Source organism: Dermabacter sp. HSID17554 (assembly GCF_003989295.1).
Taxonomy (GTDB): domain Bacteria; phylum Actinomycetota; class Actinomycetes; order Actinomycetales; family Dermabacteraceae; genus Dermabacter; species Dermabacter vaginalis.
The window spans coordinates 150,428-169,390 of sequence record NZ_RBLW01000002.1; the positions used below are offsets into that span (position 1 = coordinate 150,428).

General features: G+C 64.0%; 12 protein-coding genes and 1 pseudogene. 6 read left to right on the top strand and 7 right to left on the bottom strand.

What is annotated here, in order from left to right; all coding sequences use genetic code 11:
* The first annotated feature begins 22 nt into the window (after nt 1-22).
* Nucleotides 23-1,471 (top strand): multidrug effflux MFS transporter, encoded by a 1,449-nt coding sequence (locus tag D8M36_RS03725; protein WP_126846840.1) that lies wholly within the window; start codon nt 23-25, stop codon nt 1,469-1,471.
* Here D8M36_RS03725 and D8M36_RS03730 read toward each other — a convergent pair.
* The 5 genes and pseudogenes from D8M36_RS03730 to D8M36_RS03750 all read right to left on the bottom strand — a co-directional run.
* Nucleotides 1,468-1,955: pseudogene (locus D8M36_RS03730) on the bottom strand (integrase core domain-containing protein); the annotation flags it as partial. The gene D8M36_RS03725 and the pseudogene D8M36_RS03730 overlap by 4 nt on opposite strands.
* A 79-nt stretch (nt 1,956-2,034) precedes the next feature.
* Nucleotides 2,035-2,802, bottom strand: coding sequence for a MerR family transcriptional regulator (locus D8M36_RS03735; RefSeq protein ID WP_126846842.1), 768 nt, complete (start codon nt 2,800-2,802; stop codon nt 2,035-2,037).
* A gap of 14 nt (nt 2,803-2,816) precedes the next feature.
* Complete coding sequence (locus D8M36_RS03740) at nt 2,817-3,722, bottom strand: DUF2268 domain-containing protein (protein ID WP_202974866.1); 906 nt, start codon at nt 3,720-3,722, stop codon at nt 2,817-2,819.
* Nucleotides 3,723-3,806: 84 nt separating this feature from the next.
* Nucleotides 3,807-4,964, bottom strand: coding sequence for an ATP-binding protein (locus tag D8M36_RS03745; RefSeq protein ID WP_126846845.1), 1,158 nt, complete (start codon nt 4,962-4,964; stop codon nt 3,807-3,809).
* Nucleotides 4,965-5,071: 107 nt separating this feature from the next.
* A complete protein-coding gene (locus tag D8M36_RS03750) occupies nt 5,072-6,064 on the bottom strand; it encodes an asparaginase (protein WP_126846847.1) in 993 nt (330 codons plus the stop codon).
* 155 nt (nt 6,065-6,219) lie between these two features.
* Between D8M36_RS03750 and D8M36_RS03755 the strand changes: the two genes are divergently transcribed.
* Nucleotides 6,220-7,947 carry a glycerol-3-phosphate dehydrogenase/oxidase gene (locus D8M36_RS03755; RefSeq protein ID WP_126846849.1) on the top strand — a complete coding sequence of 576 codons (1,728 nt, stop codon included), beginning with the start codon at nt 6,220-6,222 and terminating at the stop codon, nt 7,945-7,947.
* 71 nt (nt 7,948-8,018) lie between these two features.
* Nucleotides 8,019-9,569 carry a glycerol kinase GlpK gene (gene glpK / locus D8M36_RS03760; protein WP_126846851.1) on the top strand — a complete coding sequence of 517 codons (1,551 nt, stop codon included), beginning with the start codon at nt 8,019-8,021 and terminating at the stop codon, nt 9,567-9,569.
* Here glpK and D8M36_RS03765 read toward each other — a convergent pair.
* Together D8M36_RS03765 and D8M36_RS03770 are read right to left on the bottom strand one after the other, a co-directional pair.
* A complete protein-coding gene (locus D8M36_RS03765; RefSeq protein WP_238638373.1) occupies nt 9,566-10,705 on the bottom strand; it encodes a methyltransferase domain-containing protein in 1,140 nt (379 codons plus the stop codon). The genes glpK and D8M36_RS03765 overlap by 4 nt on opposite strands.
* A gap of 90 nt (nt 10,706-10,795) precedes the next feature.
* Nucleotides 10,796-11,290 (bottom strand): hypothetical protein, encoded by a 495-nt coding sequence (locus D8M36_RS03770; protein ID WP_126846855.1) that lies wholly within the window; start codon nt 11,288-11,290, stop codon nt 10,796-10,798.
* Nucleotides 11,291-11,383: 93 nt separating this feature from the next.
* Here D8M36_RS03770 and D8M36_RS03775 point away from each other — a divergent pair, with 93 nt between their 5' ends.
* The 3 genes from D8M36_RS03775 (at nt 11,384) to D8M36_RS03785 (ending at nt 18,944) form a co-directional block, all read left to right on the top strand.
* On the top strand, nt 11,384-12,238 hold the full coding sequence (locus D8M36_RS03775) for a hypothetical protein (RefSeq protein WP_126846857.1): 855 nt from the start codon (nt 11,384-11,386) through the stop codon (nt 12,236-12,238).
* Between the two features lie 129 nt (nt 12,239-12,367).
* A complete protein-coding gene (locus D8M36_RS03780; protein WP_126846859.1) occupies nt 12,368-17,911 on the top strand; it encodes a S8 family serine peptidase in 5,544 nt (1,847 codons plus the stop codon).
* A 427-nt stretch (nt 17,912-18,338) separates the two neighbouring features.
* Nucleotides 18,339-18,944: a hypothetical protein gene (locus tag D8M36_RS03785; RefSeq protein ID WP_126846862.1), complete on the top strand. Its 606-nt coding sequence runs from the start codon at nt 18,339-18,341 to the stop codon at nt 18,942-18,944.
* Nucleotides 18,945-18,963 lie beyond the last annotated feature (19 nt).

Genomic DNA, 18,963 nt, shown 5'->3' on the forward strand with positions numbered 1-18,963 from the left:
AGACTTCCATAAACTTGACCGAGTGACAGACGATTCTCAGAGGAAAACCGACACCAGCGCACTCGAACTTGCGCGGCTTGCCGATGAGCGTGCCGCCGAGAGCCTCGCAACCGAGGAGCCGCGACCGCTGACGGAAGAAATTCCGCAGATCGCCTTCGCCAACCCCACCGACAACGTCTCACACGTGACCGGCCCGATCGAGCAGGTCGAGGAAGTCGCGACCGAGACAGCCGCGCTCCGCCTCCACCTGGGGCGCACAGAAAAGGTCACCTTCGGTTTCACGTTTGCGATGGCCTTGCTCGCGATGCTCGGCCCGTTCTCGATCGACATGATCTTCCCGGGCTTCCCGGCGATGAGGGGCGACTTCCACACCGACGCGGCGGCGATGCAGCAGGTGACGAGCCTGTATCTCATCTCCTTCGCGTGCATGAGCATGTTCCACGGCCCGCTCTCCGATGCCATCGGGCGCAAGCGCGTCATGAGCATTTCGCTCATCGTTTTCTCGATCGGCTCGCTCGGTGCGGCGCTCGCCGTCAATCTCCCGATGCTGTTCGCCTTCCGCGTGCTCCAGGGGCTCAGTGCGGGCGGAGCGACGATCGTCTCTCGCGTCGTGATCCGCGACCTTTACGGTGGCGGCAAAGCGCAAAAGCTCATGAGCCAGGTCATGATGATCTTTGCCCTCGCGCCCGCGGCGGCGCCGATCTTCGGCGGCTGGATCCTCCTGCTCGGACCGTGGCGTTGGATTTTCGGGGCGATGCTCCTTTACGCGCTCGTCACCCTCGTGTTCATGCTCATTGTCATCCCCGAGACGCTCCTTCCCGAGAAACGCCAGCCGTTCAACGCGAAGGGCATCCTCACGTCGCTCGGGCGCGTGCTGCGCTCGCCAGTCATCTGGCGCCTCTCGCTCGCGCTTGGCCTCGCAAGCCAGGCCGACTTCATCTTCATTTCGGCAGCCCCGATCATCGTTCCCGACGTGATGCACCTTGGCGAACAGGACTACTGGGTCCTGTTTATCCCGATCATCGCGGGCATGATCCTCGGCAACTACCTCGTGGGGCGCCTCGCCTTCGTCATGAGCCGTTCGCGCCTCATCACGATCGCCTTCATCACCGCGGTTCTCGGAGGGGTCCTCTCGGTGATCATTCCCATGCTCACCCCCGAACTCACCTCGCAGTTTGGTGTGTGGCACCTTCTGGTCATGATTGGCCCGGGCCTTCTTGGCATGGGCGCGGCGCTCATGATGGCGCCCGTGCAGCTCGAGGTTCTCGACATGTTCCCCGAGGAGCGCGGCGCCGCGACGAGCTTCGCGACGTTCGTGAACCTCATCGTCGCCGCGATTGTTTCCGGCGCCATGGTGCCGATGCTCGGCGCCGACCTGGTGAAGCTCGGTATCGGTGGGCTCGCTCTTTCGGCCGGCGGTGCCGTCTTCTGGTTCGCGCACGTGCTCATCGCCCGCCGCGCGCGGGTCTAGTTGTACTGACCGGGGACGTTGGTTAATCGCGAGAACGGCGGCTGGTTGCCGCAGGCGGTGTGTGGCCGGTGATGGTTGTAGTAGTGCAGCCAGCCGTCGAGCTCGCCCCGGCGTTCGGCCTCTGAGGTGTAGCAGCGGGCATAGGCCCAGCCGTCGGCCAAGGTGCGGTGGAAGCGTTCGATCTTCCCGTTGGTCTGCGGACGATACGGACGGGTGCGCTTGTGCATGATCCCGAGTTCGGTGCAGGTGTCTCGCCACAGGTGGGACCGGTGGCGCCGCCATTGTCGGACAGGACTCGCTCGACGCTCACACCGCGGGCGTTGACCCACTCGACAGCCCTCACCAGGACCGCGGTGGCGGTGATGGCGGTTTCGTAGTCGTGGATCTCGGCGTAGGCGACACGGGAATGGTCGTCAATGACGGTATGGACGTAGGTCTTGCCCATCAACGGGTCCCGGTACTTGTTCTTCTGCTTGTCCGGGGTGACGTGGAGTGAGTGCTGCATTGGCATGAGTCATGGCGGCATTCCCTTCGGTCGCAGCGACCATCCCGAAGGGTGCTTTTCAGTGGCTCTGGGCGTAGTGGCGCAGCGCTTGGGCGGCGAAGCCGGCGGCTTCTGCACCACCGAAAGCGGGATGGAAGTCTGGGTTGGTGGCGTAGAGGTTGGCCATGCCAGTGAGCATGGCGCGGGTCTTGTCCAGGTCGCCGGCATGCCCGGGCGTCCCGGGGATCTGGGCGAACCAGGCGGCATGGGCGGCTGCGTGCTGTTGGGCCTGGTCGCTCAATGGGGAGACACCCGACTGGTGGAGTTCGCCCCACCGCGCCAGGAGCTGTTCGGCGTCGGCCTGGAACTGACGTTGCTGGGTGAGGTTCTTGCTATGCCACCACCGGTTGGACTGCTCGAAGACCACGCGTCCCCATCGTTGGGTCACCTCGGCCTCATAGCGGTCGTTGAAGCCTTCGAGTACCATGTCCATCCGCGGTTGGCGTCCCTCGCGTCGCATCGTCACGGTGTGCTCGACGGACGCGATACGACGTTCCAGCGCTTCCCGCTCGTGCTCGAGGTGTACCAGGTGCGCCTCGAGGGCGGTGATCTCCTCGTCTGGGTTCGCGTCGCTTGCCAGCGCTTCGCCGATCGCACCCAGGGCCAGGCCGGCTTCACGCAGGAGCAGGATGCGTTGCAGGCGTGCCACGGCGACAGGTCCGTAGTAGCGATAGCCGTTCGCGCCGATCCGGTCCGGGACGAGCAGGCCGATCTGGTGATAGTGACGCAATGTCCTGGCGCTGATGCCGGCGCGGTCAGCGAGTTCTTGGACGGTCCACTCCATCATTTCGGCCTCTCTCGTCAGCGGGCTGGCATTGTCAGACCCAACTGTGGCAGTGCCACGGCCAGGATCTCGGAGGCGGGCGTGGCCACGGCCCTGGCGGGTGACTGTCCGGTGGCCTCCCGATAGGCGGACACGAAGCGTGCCCCGGCAGCGTAACCGGCCCCGGTGGGCAGCCCGACCGGTGTTGCGCCGAACAGGCAAGCGCTCGGATCGCCCAACACCCAAGCCGCGAAATCCTGCATGCCAGTCACGTCCAGGCCTTCGGTGACGCGACGCAGCACCTCGTCACTGGTACGGGTCTGGTCGCTGACGAAGTGCGTGAATCCCTGCTCGCCCACGAGGTCGGCGGCGAACAGGTCCGCGAGACCCTCAGCCACTACGTGCTCGCCAACCGTGACCGTCTGCGGGTTCCACACCACGCCTCCGGGCGAGTACCGCACATTGTGGTGAAGCTCGTGCAGGGCGATGCCCTCCAACCGCGCCAGAACCTCGTCGGTGGGCCAGATCGTGATGGCGATGTACCCGCTGATCCCACCGAAGGCCGACAGGCCGCGTATCTCATCCATGAAGTGCTTGTTGGTGGGATCCCCGAGCACGAGCAACACCGTCAGGTCAGGCATCGCCACAGTCGGATCGGCAGCGTTCAGCTCCCGCAGCCCCGTTTCGAGCGCTCGCTCGACACGGCCCCAAGCATCGGCGCGTTCCAAAGCGTCGACCGCGCCGAGGATCTTGTCTGCCGCTACGGAGGGTCCGAAACCGAAGTGTTGGCTGTGAACCGCGGCCAGATCAGGTCCACCGGGAATGAAGGAGTACATTCCCGCCATCGGCTCCCACAGCCTGCGAGCTGCGTCCTTCCACTGCTCCGGAGAACTGCTCACCATCGCCCGCATCCCAGCGGCACTGTCAATCATCGTCACTGTCATGCCCACGACGCTAAACATTGACGCTGCGTCAAGGTCAAGCTCCTGACCGTCGATCAACGTCTCCGGTCAGTACACTTAGTACACCTAGTCCACGAGACTGGCGGCGTGCTCGCGCAGATATTCGCGCAGGTACGGCAGCGCAAAATCAATGCGACCACGCCCAGCTTCGACGATCATTTCGGCATCGATAAGACGCCTGCGGTAGTTGCTGACGTAGGAGTCTGAGCGGCCGAACCGTGCCTTGAGGTCGGCGATTTCCGTAGGACCGTCGTCTCGCGCCATAAAAATGAGGAACGAGCGATCAACATCGGAAAGGTCTGCCAAGGCAGGTTCGTGAACGAGTTGGCCGAGTTTTCGTCGGGCCTTCTCTGCCCCTCGTTCGGCAGCTTCTCGCGTGATACTCCTCCCCTGAGCCTCGCGAAATGCCCACTGCCCGACGAGCTGGATCATAAAGGGGTAGCCCTGGCACGAGTTGACCGCGGTCTGGAGTGCTTCTTCCGTCCAAGAGATCTCTGCTTCGGCTAGCGGACTCTCGAGCGCGAGGCGCACGTCATCGTCCGATACGCGGTCGAGTTCAATTCTTTCGGCACGGCGCAAGAACGTGATGGGGTTCGGTCCTTCACTCTCGCTCGTTCGGCTGGACAGCAACGGTTTGATCGCCGAGGGGATCCCGGCCATTGCGACAGCGATGTCTTTTCCTTCGCGCACAAGGTGCTGAACGGTCGCACCGAACTCGATCAGTTCATCGGTGCGTTGGTGGTGCATTTCGTCGAGGGTAATGAGCACGCCGCTCGCGGGCTGTCCCGCAGAGCGATCGAGATCGGCCTTGTACGCGAGGTAGTCATCGAGGGCATTGCGCAAGGAATACGACGTTTCCGAGATCGAGGAGGAGTCCCAGGTGACAGAGCCGCCAACGCCGAAGATAGAGAGCCCTAGGCCCTTGAGTTGCGAGCGCTGGCGTGCCAAACGGCGAATGATCTCGCTGCGGATGCGCTCCACAAAGCCCTGTGTCGCCGTCTCACTTATGACGAACCACCCGTGCTCCTGGGCTGTGTCCTCGAATGCGTTGAGAAGCACCGTCTTCCCGATTCCCCTTGGGCCCACAATGAGCGAGATGCGTTCGTGAGCTCCGGGACCGTCATCGAGCGCGAAGGCAAAGTTCTGTACCGCTTCGTTGCGACCGACAAGAAGCGGGGGAGTAGCGCCGAGGGTTGCGCGGAAGGGGTTGCGTGCACCGGTCATACCTCAAGAGTAGGCCGCGGCGCCTATGAAGATCTATGAGTTTTATGAATTGCTTTGAAATTTATGAAATTTATGAAAAGTAGGGCCGGGGTGGCGGCCACAGAGCATCAGTAGGCGAAGCCCGCGAACGCGCCGCTGATCTCCTCGCGGCTCGCGCCGGCGGCGAGCAGAACCTGGAGCAGCAGCCGCGCCTTGTGCGCGCTCAATATGCCGGCCATGCACGCGCCCGAATTGATGAGATCTACTTCCGCGCCCGGGTAGGAGTAGTGGTAGGTCGACGTGCCGCCCTCGGGGATTCGTGTCGCGACAACGATCTGGATGCCGCGCTCGCGGGCCTCGCGCACGAGCGGCATGACAGCCTCGGGCACGTGCCCCATCCCCACGCCATTGATCACGATGCCCGCGGGCGGCTCGGGCTGATGCACGAGGGCCCCGAGCGCCTCGCCGCGATCAAAGAGGCCCGTCCCGATGAGAGGCACGGAGGGAAGCTCGGCGGGCACGGTGGGCAGAACGCAGTCCGACGCCTCCAGCGCATACATCGCGCGAATCCCATCCTTGCTCACGAGCGCAAGAGGGCCCGAGGGTTCCGAATCGAACGCGTCGATGCTTCGAGAGCTCACCTTCGTGACGCGATCGGCGGCGTGCACGAGGGAATCGAAAACCGCGAGAACGCCGAGGCCGCGCGCCTGCTCGCTCGCGGCGGTCACAATCGCGTCGTGAAGGTTCGCGGGCCCATCCGCGCCGGGGGCATTCGCGGGGCGCATCGCGCCCGTGACAACAAGGGGCGTATCGAGGTTCCAATAGCGATTGAGCAAGAACGCCGTCTCTTCGAGAGTGTCGGTGCCGTGAGTGAGCACGATTCCGCGAAAGCCAGCGTCGGAACCTTCCCGTGCCACCCGCAGAACCTCCCGCACGTGCGGGAACGTGACCGAGGGCGAACCCACGTTCGCGATTTCCCGAAACTCCAGCTCGATACCGGGGATGGGGAACATGCTCGCGTCTGGTTGTGCCGCGGGTGAGGCGTGCCCACCCGGCTGGTTTTGGCTCATGGCGATCGTGCCGCCGAGGCCGAGAACGAGAATGCGGAGGGTCGCGGTCATGGGTGCTCCTATGCGTGCCGGTGCGCGTGAGATCAGTGTAGAACCGGGCCGGGCGGTGACTCCCCGTGAACGGTGATGTGGCGGTGTTAGCCTCACCGGAGCTTGCTAGACGTGGTTCAACGGCGAACCGAGCACACCCGACGAAGGAAGTTGTTATGTCCTCATCCGCCCGCTCCGCACTCAATCCCACCTCGCGTGCCGCACACCTCGAGAAGCTTGCCGCGACGAGCGCCAACAACCCCCTCGACATCTTCATCGTCGGCGGCGGAGTCAACGGTGCCGGTGCCGCCTTTGATGCGGCAACCCGCGGCCTCAGCGTTGGCATCGTCGAGATGAACGACTGGGCAAGCGGCACGAGCTCGCGCTCGTCGAAGCTCATGCACGGCGGCCTCCGCTACCTGCAAATGCTCGACTTCACGCTCGTCGCCGAAGCCCTTCGCGAGCGCGACCTGCTCATCTCTAAGACCGCGCCGCACCTCGTGAAACCCATCAGCTTCATGTTCCCCATGAAGAACGTTTTTGAGCGCGGGTTCATTGGCTCGGGCATCGCCCTCTACGACGCGATGCAGATCGGCCACCGCGAGGTCCCGATCCACAAGCACGTCTTTTCCAAGGGCCTCGCAAGGGATTTCGCGGGACTCGACCCCGAAAAGAACTCCGGCGCGATCGAGTTCTACGATTCGCGCATGGACGACGCGCGCTTCGTGGCGATGCTCGTGCGCTCCGCCGTGAACCTCGGCGCCGCCGCCGCGAACTACACGAAGGTCACGCGCTACCTCAAGGACGGTGATCGCGTCGTGGGCGCTGCCATCACGGACCTCGAGACGGGCAACGAATACGAGGTGCACGCGCGCGAGGTTATTCTTGCCGGCGGCGTGTGGACCGGTGAAGAACAGGATCGCGCCGGCGCCGATTCGGGCCTTCAGGTGCTCGCTTCGAAAGGCATCCACATCACGGTGCCGCGCGAGGCGATTGAGGCGAAGGACAACACGGGCATCATCACGCAAACCGAGAAATCGGTGCTGTTCATCATCCCGTGGGACGAATACTGGCTGATCGGCACGACCGACACCCCGTGGAAAGAGGACGTCTCGGTGCCCACGGCAACGAGCAGCGATATCGACTACGTACTCGAAAAGGCCAACGACGTGCTTCGCCGCCCGCTCACGCGCGAGGACGTCATCGGCGTTTATGCCGGCTTGCGCCCCCTTCTTCAGCCCGTGAAAAAGTCCGACGGCGCCTCGACGAAGGTGTCGCGCGAACACACGGTGATGGAGGTCGAACCGGGCCTGAGCGCGATCGCCGGTGGCAAGTACACGACCTACCGCGTTATGGCTGAGGACGTCGTCGACTTCGCGCTTCGCGGAACCCCCGATGCCCCGAAGACCAAAACTCGCGACATCCCCGTCATCGGCGGTGCCGGCTACGAGGAGATGCGGGTGCGTGCAACCGCACTCGCGGAAAAGTACGGAATCGACGAGGTACGCCTCGAGCGCCTCCTCTTCCGTTACGGCTCGCTACTCGAGGATCTGTTTGCCCTCATGGACGAGAACCCCGAGCTCGCGACACCGCTCACGGACGCCCCTCGCTATCTCCGTGCCGAAATCGTGTACGCCGCCCGGAGCGAGGGCGTGCTTCACCTCGCCGACGCCCTCATGCGCCGCACGCGCCTCGACTACGAGGCGCGCGATCGTGGCGTGAGCGCTGCTCGCGAGGTCGCGGAGATCCTCGCGGAAGAACTCGGCTGGGACGAGGCGCGGCTCGAGGCCGAGATCGAGGCGTACTCGACGTTTATCGCCGCGCGCCTCGAGGCAGAGCACACGACGAGCGATGCTGATGCCGCCGCCCTCCTCGAGAACGTGCGCGAGATTCCCGCGCGCTGACCAACGCGCGCGAAAGCGCACCCACGATCAAGCGCGGGCAGCGATGCCCGCGGGAGCCGAAAGGACCGCTCATGCCAGAGACCTCAGACCAGAAATACATTCTCGCCATCGACCAGGGCACAACGAGCTCGCGCGCGATGGTGTTCGACCACGACGGCCATGCGGTGTCGCAGGCCCAGCTCGAACACAAGCAAATCTTCCCGCGCTCAGGGTGGGTCGAGCATGACCCGATGGAAATCTGGAGCAACACCCGTGAGGTCATCGCGCTCGCACTGAACAGGGCTGAAGTGAACCGGGATGACCTGGCAGCCGTCGGCATTACCAACCAGCGCGAGACCGCGGTTGTGTGGGATAAAAACACCGGCAAGCCCGTCTATAACGCGATCGTGTGGCAAGACACGCGCACGGCGCGAATCGTGCACGAGCTCGCGGGCGAGGAGGGCGTGAACCGGTTCAAAGAGGTCACCGGCCTGCCGCTCACGACGTATTTCGCGGGCCCGAAGGTCAAGTGGATTCTCGACCACGTCGAGGGCGCGCGCGAGAAGGCCGAGGTGGGTGATCTGCTTTTCGGCACGATCGACACGTGGCTTTTGTGGCACATGACGGGCGGAACGAAGGGCGGCGCGCACGTCACCGACGTCACGAACGCCTCGCGAACCCTCCTCATGAACGTGCACACGCTCGACTGGGAAGAGGATATTGCGCGCGAGATGGGAATCCCCATGTCGATGCTCCCCGAGATCCGCTCGTCGTCCGAGGTTTACGGCAAGGGGCGTAAGCGCGGCCTGCTCACGAACGTGCCGATCGCGGGCATCCTCGGCGACCAGCAGGCGGCCACGTTCGGCCAGGCATGCTTTGAGAAGGGCACCGCGAAGAACACGTACGGCACGGGTAACTTCCTCCTCGTGAACACCGGGAACGAGGCGCTTTCCTCGGATAACGGCCTGCTCACGACCGTGCTCTACAAGCTCGGCGACGCCGATCCCGTCTATGCACTCGAAGGCTCGGTTGCCGTCACGGGCTCGCTCGTGCAGTGGATCCGCGACAGCATCGGCCTGATCTCGAGCGCGAAGGAGGTCGAAGAACTCGCGACAAAGGTCGACGATTCGGGTGGCTGCTTCGTTGTGCCCGCGTTCTCGGGTCTGTTCGCTCCTTACTGGAAGGACGATGCTCGCGGGGCGATCGTGGGCCTCACCCGTTACGTGAACAAGCACCACATTGCGCGTGCCGTTCTCGAGGCCACGGCCTACCAGAGCGCCGAGCTGATCGACGCCATGAATGAGGATTCAACGGTGCCGCTCAAGGAGCTGCGCGTTGACGGCGGCATGACCGTGAACGAGACCCTCATGCAATTCCAGGCGGACATCCTCGGCGTCGACGTGATTCGCCCGAAGATTATCGAGACGACAGCGCTCGGGGCCGCGTATGCCGCCGGTCTCGCCGTCGGTTTCTGGGATTCGACCGATGACCTCGAGAAATACTGGGAAGAGGACGTCCGTTGGACCTCGTCGATGGACGCACACGTGCGCGAGCGCAGCATGCGCCTGTGGCGCAAGGCCGTCGAACGCACGTTCGACTGGGTCGATGACGACGTTGAGGAGGCCTTCGACCACGAAGGCTAATCGTTCTCGGGCGCGACGCGTGAAAGAAGAACGAGAGCCTCGTTGTGGGTGCTGTGCGGGAACATGTCGATGAGCCTCGCGCGTGCGACGCGGTAGTGCGGCATGCGCGCGAGATCTGCGGCAAGCGTTTCCGGATTGCAACTCGAGTAGGCGATGGTGCGAACCCCCGAGTCGTTGAGGTAGCGGGAGAGCGCTTCGCCGATGCCGCGCCTCGGCGGATTCACCACGATCGCGTCCGGGAGGGTCGCCTGACGCCTGGCCCAGTCGGTTGCATCGGCGGTCTCGAAGCGCACGCGAACGTGAGCTTCGGGGGCGGTGTGGGGTCCGACGGCGCCCGCGAAACCGTGCCGCTTCGCCGAACCTTGTGCGCTTTCGATCGCCTCATTCGTGATTTCGATGCCCGTGATGTCCATGTGCGCGCCGCGGGCGCGTGCTTCGTGGGCGATGCCGAGGGCGAAGCCACCTACGCCGCAGTAGAGGTCCCACGCGGTGCGGGCGCCCGCGTCGAGAATCCAGCGTGCGACCTGGGCGTAGAGTTCGCTCGCCACGGCGGTGTTGGTTTGCGTGAAGGAGCGGGGGAGCACGTCAACGTCGATATTGCCAAGGGGGAGGCGTAGACGATCGGCCCCCGCGAGGTGAATCTCTTCGGTCCCTTCGATGAGGGCCTCGTGCTCGGGGTGGATGTTCGCGCTGACGACGCTCACGCGAGGATCAAGGAGCGCGAGGTGTTCGCGGATCCTTTCGAGCGCGGAAGTGCTGCGCAGGACGAGGCGCACCATGGCTTCCGTTGGTGTTGCGGTGACGAGCACGTACTTGATCTCGCCGCGGCGTTTGTCGAGATTGTAGGGCGGCACCTGGGCGCGGCGAATGAGCGCGCGGGCACTTTCAACAACCTCGGTGACAAGCGGGGGGTACAGCGGGCAATCAGCGAGGTCAACGCCCTCGTGTGAACCTGGAAAGGAGAAGACTGGGGCCGCCGCCGTGCCACGCACCATCATCTTCGCCTTCGTGCGAAAGCCCCACGGTGCGCTCACGAGCGGCTCGTCCCACACGGTGGAAGGCGTCGCCACCTCGGCGAGGAGTTCTGTGAGCTGTGCATGCGCCTCGCGAACCTGGACATCGTGCGGGGTGCGCATGAGGCTGCACGATTCGCATTGCCCGGCAGAAAAGTACTCGCAGATCCCGCTGTCGGGGGTGATCCGAGGGTGCGGTCGTGTGGCCATGAACTAGCCGATGACGTCGAGCTGGGCGTTGTCCTTGCAAATGCTCGTCACGGAATACATGGCGCCACCGAGTTCGAATTGATCCCCAACCTGGAGCGGACCGAACTGCTGCTTGCCGCCGCCCTGGTTAATCGTGAACGTCGCTTCCGAGGAGCCGCCGTTTTCCTTCCACCCGTTGTACGTGAACGAGCCGTCGAAGCCTTCGAGCGCTGGATCAGGGGCACCGTGCAGCGGGATCTTCACCATGCCCTCGTCGCTGCAGGAATCGCCGAGCTCGGCATGATCGAGGCCTCCGGCGGTGATCTCGGGGACCGGTGGCGCGTCCCCGTCGCCCTCGGACTCATTGATCACGACGCTGGGACCGCCACCGTCGCTCGCCGCCGCTGCGCTCGACGCAGGCGGGGAGGATTGCGGCTCATTGGGGGAGCCGCAACCGGCAAGAGCAAGGGCTAGGCAGCCGCATGCCGCCAGTGCCCGCAGCGAGGTGGAAACACGCACGAATGTCCTCCTAAGGGTGAAATGAGACGAGCACCAGGTTAACCGCATCAACTCCGCGCGAGATGGACGTCTCACCGCGGTACGGTGGGGGACATGGCAGATTCACCGCGAGAAACGACCCGCCCGGGCGCACCGAGCCCCGCGGCCCTCGCAGGGCGTACGCGCGCAAAGCGAAAGGTACGCGCGGTGGACTACGACGCGGTCCCCGAGCTCGCGCGGCGCAGGGCGTCGGGGGAGGATCTCGCGGATCTTCTCGCCGAAGCCGAAAAGAGGCGCGAGGCACAGCGCCACCAGGCCGAGGAAGCGGCACGAGCGCCGCGCGCAAGCGCGGATGAAACGGAGACACTCGACATCGCTCGAGGCTTTGGTGCGCCTCCCGCAGGCACCGTCGTCACGCTCAATCCCACTGACCCGCGCCCCTTCACCCGCCCGCTGACCGTTCGCGAGGAGGAAGTGCGCACGGTTTCGGGGGCGAGTTTCGCGCGCATCACCCACGACATCATCGTGCTCACCGTTGCTGATCCCGAGGATGCGTGGACGAGTGACAACGGCGCGAGCGATCACTTCCAGCGCGGCGACTGGACCGTGCAGGTGAGGCGCTCCGATAACCACGTGATTGGCGCGTTTCCCACGGCCTACGCCCTTGCTGTTCGGCCCGAGGACGTCGATTCGTTCGATCCCGCGGATTTTGCGGGCCCGAGTAACCGCAAAAAGAAGGGCACGCGCCATCCCGGCGATCGCGCCGCGCTCAAACGCCGGCTCGAAGAGCACGGTTTCGTGGTCACGACTTCGGGCGCGACTCACGGCAAAATCACCCATCCCGACCTCCCGGGATTGTTCACCCCGTGGGCCTCGACCCCGAGCGATCGACGCCACCCGCAACTCGTGACGGCCCAGGTGAAACGGATCTTTGGGATCGATATTCGCGAGGCGCCGTCGGAACCCTGAGTCATTTTTGTACACATTCTGAGATTCGGCTGCGTGTTACGCGTTACATGCTTATGATCAAGCGCAACCCTTAACTGGGCTGCGCGTCACAGTCGTGGCGCGGGATCGTCACTACCGAAGAGGTGTCGGGTGAGATTCCCAGTACTCAAGCGCGCCGCCGCCGCATGTGTCGCAGCGTTCACAGCGCTCACGCTTACAGCCGCGCCCGTGGCCGCACAGCCGCACGTCAACGAGCCCCCAAAGGACCCGGCGCACGTCGAGTCCAACTCCAGCAAAGACCGGGTCGCCGTCCTCGTGACCCTCAAGAGCCAACCGGGCTCGCCCTCCACGAACGGTGAAAACCGCAACCTGCGCGAGCAAATCCGCTTGATCAACACGTGGAGCAACGCCTATGGCATCGAGGTTGATCGCCAGTTTGGCTTCCTCGTCAACGGCTTCTCGGCAACGATGCCCGCGGCCAACATGGCGAAGCTCCAGGCAGAGCCCGAGGTCGATTCCGTGCGTCGCGAGCGCCAGTATGAGCGCACCGAATACGAGGCTCGCGAGATGCAGCAGGTCTCTAAGGCCTTCGACGACTATGGCGTTGACGGCTCCGGCATGGTCGTTGCCGTTATCGACTCAGGCGTGGATCCCACCCACGAAGACATGCGCATCGACGACGGCGTCGATACGAAAATCGACAAGGTGAACCCGAACGGAGACTTCACGCAGAAGATCCCCGAGGGGTACAACTACGCCGACGAAAACTACGAATTCTGGGATACGACGACGAGCCAGCACGGCATGCACGTCGCCGGAATCGTCGCCGCCAACGCCCCCGACGGCAAGAAAGGCGGGCTCGAGGGCGTCGCCCCCAACGCCCAGATTCTCTCGTTGAAGGTCTTCTCTAACGGCGCCAACCCCTACGCCTCCGACTCCGACCTCATCGCCGCAATCGAGGATGCCGTCAAACTCAAGGCCGACGTCATCAACCTTTCCCTCGGGTCGACTAACGGCGTCAAGTGGGACTCTGACGGCTCGAACCTCGCCCTCAAGAAAGCCGAAGAGATGGGCGTACTTGCCGTCATCTCCTCGGGTAACGACGGGCTCAACTTCTCCGAAACCGGCGAGATCGACGACGCCCTCGGAAAGCTCGACGACGGCACGGTGGGTACACCCGGTATCCAGGGCAACGCCCTCACGGTCGCCTCGGTTGACAACAACGTCGTCTCCACGCCTCGCGGCTTCTACAACGACGGTGAAGACCACCCCTTCGGCTACCAGCTCCAGATCGGCGAAGCCACGAACGAACCCTACGAGGTTGCCTACGTGGGTCTCGGCAAGAAAGAGGACTACCCGGACGGCGCCGATCTAAGCGGGAAGATCGCCCTCATCGAGCGCGGCGAAATCTCCTTCACCGAGAAATTCCAGCGCGCGATCGACCACGGCGCCGCCGGAGTGCTCGTGTTCAACTCCGAAGAAGGCGGCGAGACCTTCGCCGGTATGGCCGGCATCGAGGACTTCACGATCATCGGCGGCTCCCTCAAGCACTCGACGGGCGTGGAGATCCGCGACGCGATCGAAAAAGCGGGGGACACGCCCGTCACGATCCGTCTCACAAAGGAAGTCGCCTCGGAGGCAAATCCCACCGCTGCCCAAGCGTCAAAGTTCTCCTCGTGGGGCACGACCCCCAATCTCGAGTTCGAACCCGAAATCGCCGGCATCGGCGGAAGCGTGTACTCGACGCTCAACGACAACAAGTACGGCACGAAGTCCGGAACATCCATGGCGGCCCCGAACATCTCGGGCATGTCCGCACTGCTCCTTGAGAACTACGCCGAACGCTACCCCGAACTCAGTGGATCAGAGCGGCTTGCCCGTGCCCGCACGGCACTCATGAATACGGCGATTCCCGTGAAGAACGGTGAACACGTTGCGCCGCCGCGTCAGGTCGGCGCGGGTCTCGCGCAAATGGCGAACGCTCTCGATACGAACGTGTACGCGACCGTCGACGGCGAGCCGGCCGTCGAGCTCAAAGAGGTCAACACCGTTCGCGAATTCACGGTGACCCTCACGAACCACTCGGGCGAGGCGGTCACCTACGACATCCCCGCGCAGACCGTACTCAACGAAACGAATACCAAGGGAGAAGAGACGACGAGCGTGGTCTCCCACGAGAGCCTGCAGGCGTCGGAAAAGTCCGTGACCGTTCCCGCCAACGGCACCGCGAACGTCACCTTCACCCTCAAGCCCGACCTGAGCGCCGGCGACCACTTCATCGAGGGCTACGCCGTGCTCACCTCAAAGAGCGCGCCCACCCTTTCGGTGCCGTACTTCGGATTCGTGGGCGACTGGAACGCGGAACCCATCGTGGCTGAGCAGGGTCACGGGTGGGACGCGCTCGGCGTGAAGAGTGAGGTCACGGGACTTTCCACGACCCTCGACCTGTTCGGCAGCCCATACCCGAGCACGCTTCCCGAGGGCGGCTGGCTCTCGCCGAACGGCGACGGCACACGTGACGAGGCCAGCGCGGCGCTTGCCATGATGCGTAACGCCGCCGACGTCGAGTTCAGCGTCCTCACGGAGGATGGCGAACCGCTCGTTGACCTCGGCGCCACCCACAGCGTTCCCCGCACCATCGCGGGCGACGTGCTCGACGTGAAGAACAAGCTCGCCCCCGAAGGATCGACCCTCATCAACGGCGGTACTTTCGACGGGCGCATGTGGGATCCGGCGAAGGGCGAATTCGTGAACGTCCCCGAAGGCCGCTACGTCTATCGCGTGAAGTCGCGCCTCTCGGAAGACTTCGACTGGCAGACGGTTGATATGCCCTTCGGCATCGACGTCACTCCTCCCGAAGTAAGCGTCGGTGAGCTCGAAAACGGCACCATCACGATCACGATCGACGATGAGCTTTCGGGCGCCAACCCGTCGCTCTCCGTGATCGACGCTACCGGTGAAGGGCTGCCCGTCAAGGCCAACGGCGATGGCACCTATACCGTGACAGTCAAGGACGCCGAAGCCTCGAAGTACCTGTGGTTCATTGCTTCCGACAACGCCTACAACAAGGTGGAGTTCCGCAAGGTCCTCGTTGACGGCGACCCGCTCGTGCTTCTCAACACGAAGACCTACAACGATCCCGAATTCGTGTTCGGCAATGCCTCCGACGCATACGTGGACGGAAAGTTCCAGTTGAGCGGAACCGTCTCGAGCCAGGTGGCCAAGGTCGGGGTCGAAGGCAAGAGCTACGACATCACCAACGGTGGCTTCACGGCGCTCGTGGACGTGACCCCCGATGAGGAAAACTCGATCACGGCACGCGCCTTCAACGAGGCCGGCGAAGAGATCGACTCCGAAACCCTCACGTTCTACTACGATGCGCAACCGGCCGAGGTGGATATTTCCGCCTCAAACCTCGATGAGGATGGCCGCATCATCCCGAACGAGGATGGCTCCTTCACGATCAAGGGCACCATCAAGGATCCGGAGCCCTCCAACCCGGTCGCGAAGAAAGGTGGCCTGTGGGCCGGTGTGAACTGGGACTTCGTGGGTGCTGAACCCGATGGTTCGTTCGAGGTGACGACCTCCTCGGTGGAAGCAGAAGAACCGCTCTTCGTTCTCCAGGCAGGCGACAATGCCAACTTCACCTATCTCGTCGTGGAGATCTCGGGGCGCGTCAAAGGCTCCAAAGCCACCCCGACTCCCGAGTTCGAGAACCTTGAATGCCTCCAGGGATTCGCGCTGTGCCTCGTGTCGCCTGAATCTGGCGACCTGAGTGAAGACGGCTCGACCTACACCCTGCGCGGCAAGGGCGGGCAGCCCGGCTCGACCGTGACCCTCACACCCGGTGCGCGCGCTGAAGGCGAGCACATCGGTAGCCTCGAGCCCATCACGGCAACCGTCGGCGAGGACGGTACCTTCACCGCGAAGGTTCCCGTCGAAACCGGAGAGAACCACTACGAATACGTCGTGACGAACCCCGAAGGCGAGGTGAAGGGTCGCCAGATCCTCAACATCTGGTTCGACGTCAACGCACCGACCGTGCGCTTCGACAGCCCGAACCTCGTGAACGGAACCCTGTTCACGAACAAAGACGAGGCAACGTTTGCGGGAACCGCGGAGGATGACGGTTGGGGCTATGGCCTCCGCGTCAATAACCAGCAAGCCGTGGACATCCACGTTCCGAACGCGATCGGCCCCGAGGCCAACCGCCGTGAATTCTCCGAGACAGTTGCGGTCGCCGATGGCGACACGATCCTCGTGACCTTCTCCGATTCGATCGGCAACACGAGAGTCGCCGCGATCCCCGTGATCGTCGACAAGGTCGCGCCCGAGGTGGCGATCGACACCGTTGGCGATGGCGAGCGCATTACCGACGGCCGCACCCTCACCGTGAGCGCTGCGGACCCGCACCTCGCGAGCCTCAACGCGCGGTTTGCGGGTGCGACTGCCGACGGCAACCTCACGCGTGAATTCGTGAACGAGAGTGTTCCGCTCGATGCCGAGAAGGTGACGGTCGAGAACGTTCTCGTGGATATCGACGAGGTCGACGACGGAGAGGATTCTAAGCCGCAAGCAGAGCATGCTGACGGTGTCGAAGCACCCGCGGAGGACACGGTCACCCCGGGTGAAGGCGACGATGTGACCGCCGAGGGCACGCTCGCCGTTCCCGAAACGACGCATCTCTCGGGTGAACTCGAGACGTCGAACTTGCCCGCAGGACGCTATACCGTGAGCGCGACAAGTACCGACTTCGCCGGCAATGAGGGTTCTGAGACACGCACCTTCGATGTTGACGCTGAGCCCGTGATCGAGGGCGAGGATGCGCTCTCCCTCACTGTGAACCGGAAGGACCTCGCGAACGATGAGGCGCTTGCTGCGCAGATCCTTGAGGGGTACTCGGTCACGGATGACGGTGCCGTTCTCCCCGATGGGACCGTTGTAAAGGGTGACACGACGAGCCTCGCGCTTCGCGAGGGCACGATTCTCGCCCCCGGCGAGAACACCGTTGCTCTGGTGGCGACCGATGCGGCCGGTCGCCAAGTGGTTCGCAATGTCAAGGTCACGATCGACCTGGAGCAGGTCACGCTGCACGCGGGCGACCTGAGTGCCACGTCGACGTTCCGCAGCGACGATGTGCTGACCGCTGATATCGCGAGCGAGAACGGCGTGCACACGATCGCGGTGTCGAACGCGTTCGGCCCGCTCGAGGCGACCTTCACGCTGCCCGTGCCCGAGGGGTCGACCGTCGCGCTTGTGCGCGAGGACGGCACCGTGGAGCCGATCGGCTCGACTTGGGCCGATGGCACCCTCACGTGGGCAGGCTCTTCGCAAGCGACCTATCGAGTGAGTGAGCTGGCACGCACCGACGGTGGCGATGACGGCAAGGAGATCATCGCCCCTGCGAAGCCGGGCCCGAAGGGCGGCTCGGGTGATGCCGGTGCCGGTGCACACCCCGATAAGCCGGGTGATTCCGGTCGTGCGGAGGGCTCCGGCGGTAGCGGCGAGGGTGAGGGGCCGACGGCTCCCGGCAGCCAGCGTGGCAAGAATCCCAGTCGCGGCAAGGCGAAGGGTGCATCGGGCTTCATGCCCCGCACGGGCGCCGAGGTCGTAGGGCTCATGCTCGTTGGCGGTGCTCTCGTCGCTGGTGGCGCGGTGCTCGTGGTGGGTCGTAGGCGCGGCCACAGGTTGTAAGGCCGGTGCCTCTTGGGAGGGCCGCACGGGAGTGGATCCCCGGGCGGCCCTTCTTTTCCCTCCGGTCAGGGCAGCTTTGCCGCTTCGAATAAAAGAGGGCGCCGGCTCGTCCCCACGAGCCGGCGCCGTATCCCTTTCCCCCGCGCTAGGGCTTCGAGTACGGATCCTCTCCTCAAAGGATCGGTACGCCGCTAACGCGTGAGTACATGTAATCGCCCCATTCTTCCCGGCCGCTGTATTCGGCCTAGCAAAATGCTGGGAGCGCGGTGCTTTACTTGCATGACTCGCTCGCCGAGTTGATGTTTGTGCTGGTAGTGCCGCGATTTTGACGCTGGAGCCTGGGAATCGTGGTTGAGGTCACGGTAGGATTGCCGCGGTTCCTTACGAAACCTTTACACGAAGGCCCGGCGCCCCGAGGAGAATGCACGTGAATCAGCCCGTAAAACTCGACTGGCCCACTCCTACTACCGATGTTGAGACCTCGAAAATGCGGGCGGCCCTCGAGCGGCTTGCCGTTGCCGTGGCCGCCTCGAATGGCCTCGCTGAACCGATCGACCCCGAAGAATCCGGGGCCGATGTTCCCCCCGCTCTCAAGGACCTCGCCGATGAAATGGCGGGCGCACGCGTCGGGGAGGAGTTTGAACTGAATCTTCTGGCCGAGGAGCGCACGGACCTCGGCCCCTTCACGTTGCTGGGCGAGCCGACGTCGTACTACCCCCTCTTCGAGACCGTTGACGACGCCGTGATTCTCACGCTCAATGATGAGGGCATCCCAGGTGGCGTGTGGTGGATCGACGAGGAGCTCGACATGCACCTGCTCGCCACGAGCCTCGACGAGTACGTGGATACCGTCACGCGTGCGATTGCCGCGCTCAGCCCCGAAGCTAGCAATCCGGGTGAGGATGTGTGGCGCGCCGTCACCGCGTCGCAGCGCTCAACGTTCACGGTGCTCGAATCGGTTGATGACCTCTCCTCCCATGTCGAATTTGCTTCCGATGGCCTGAGCGCTCGCCTCGTCGCAGATCGGGCGTGATCGCGTGAGGCTCACGCGC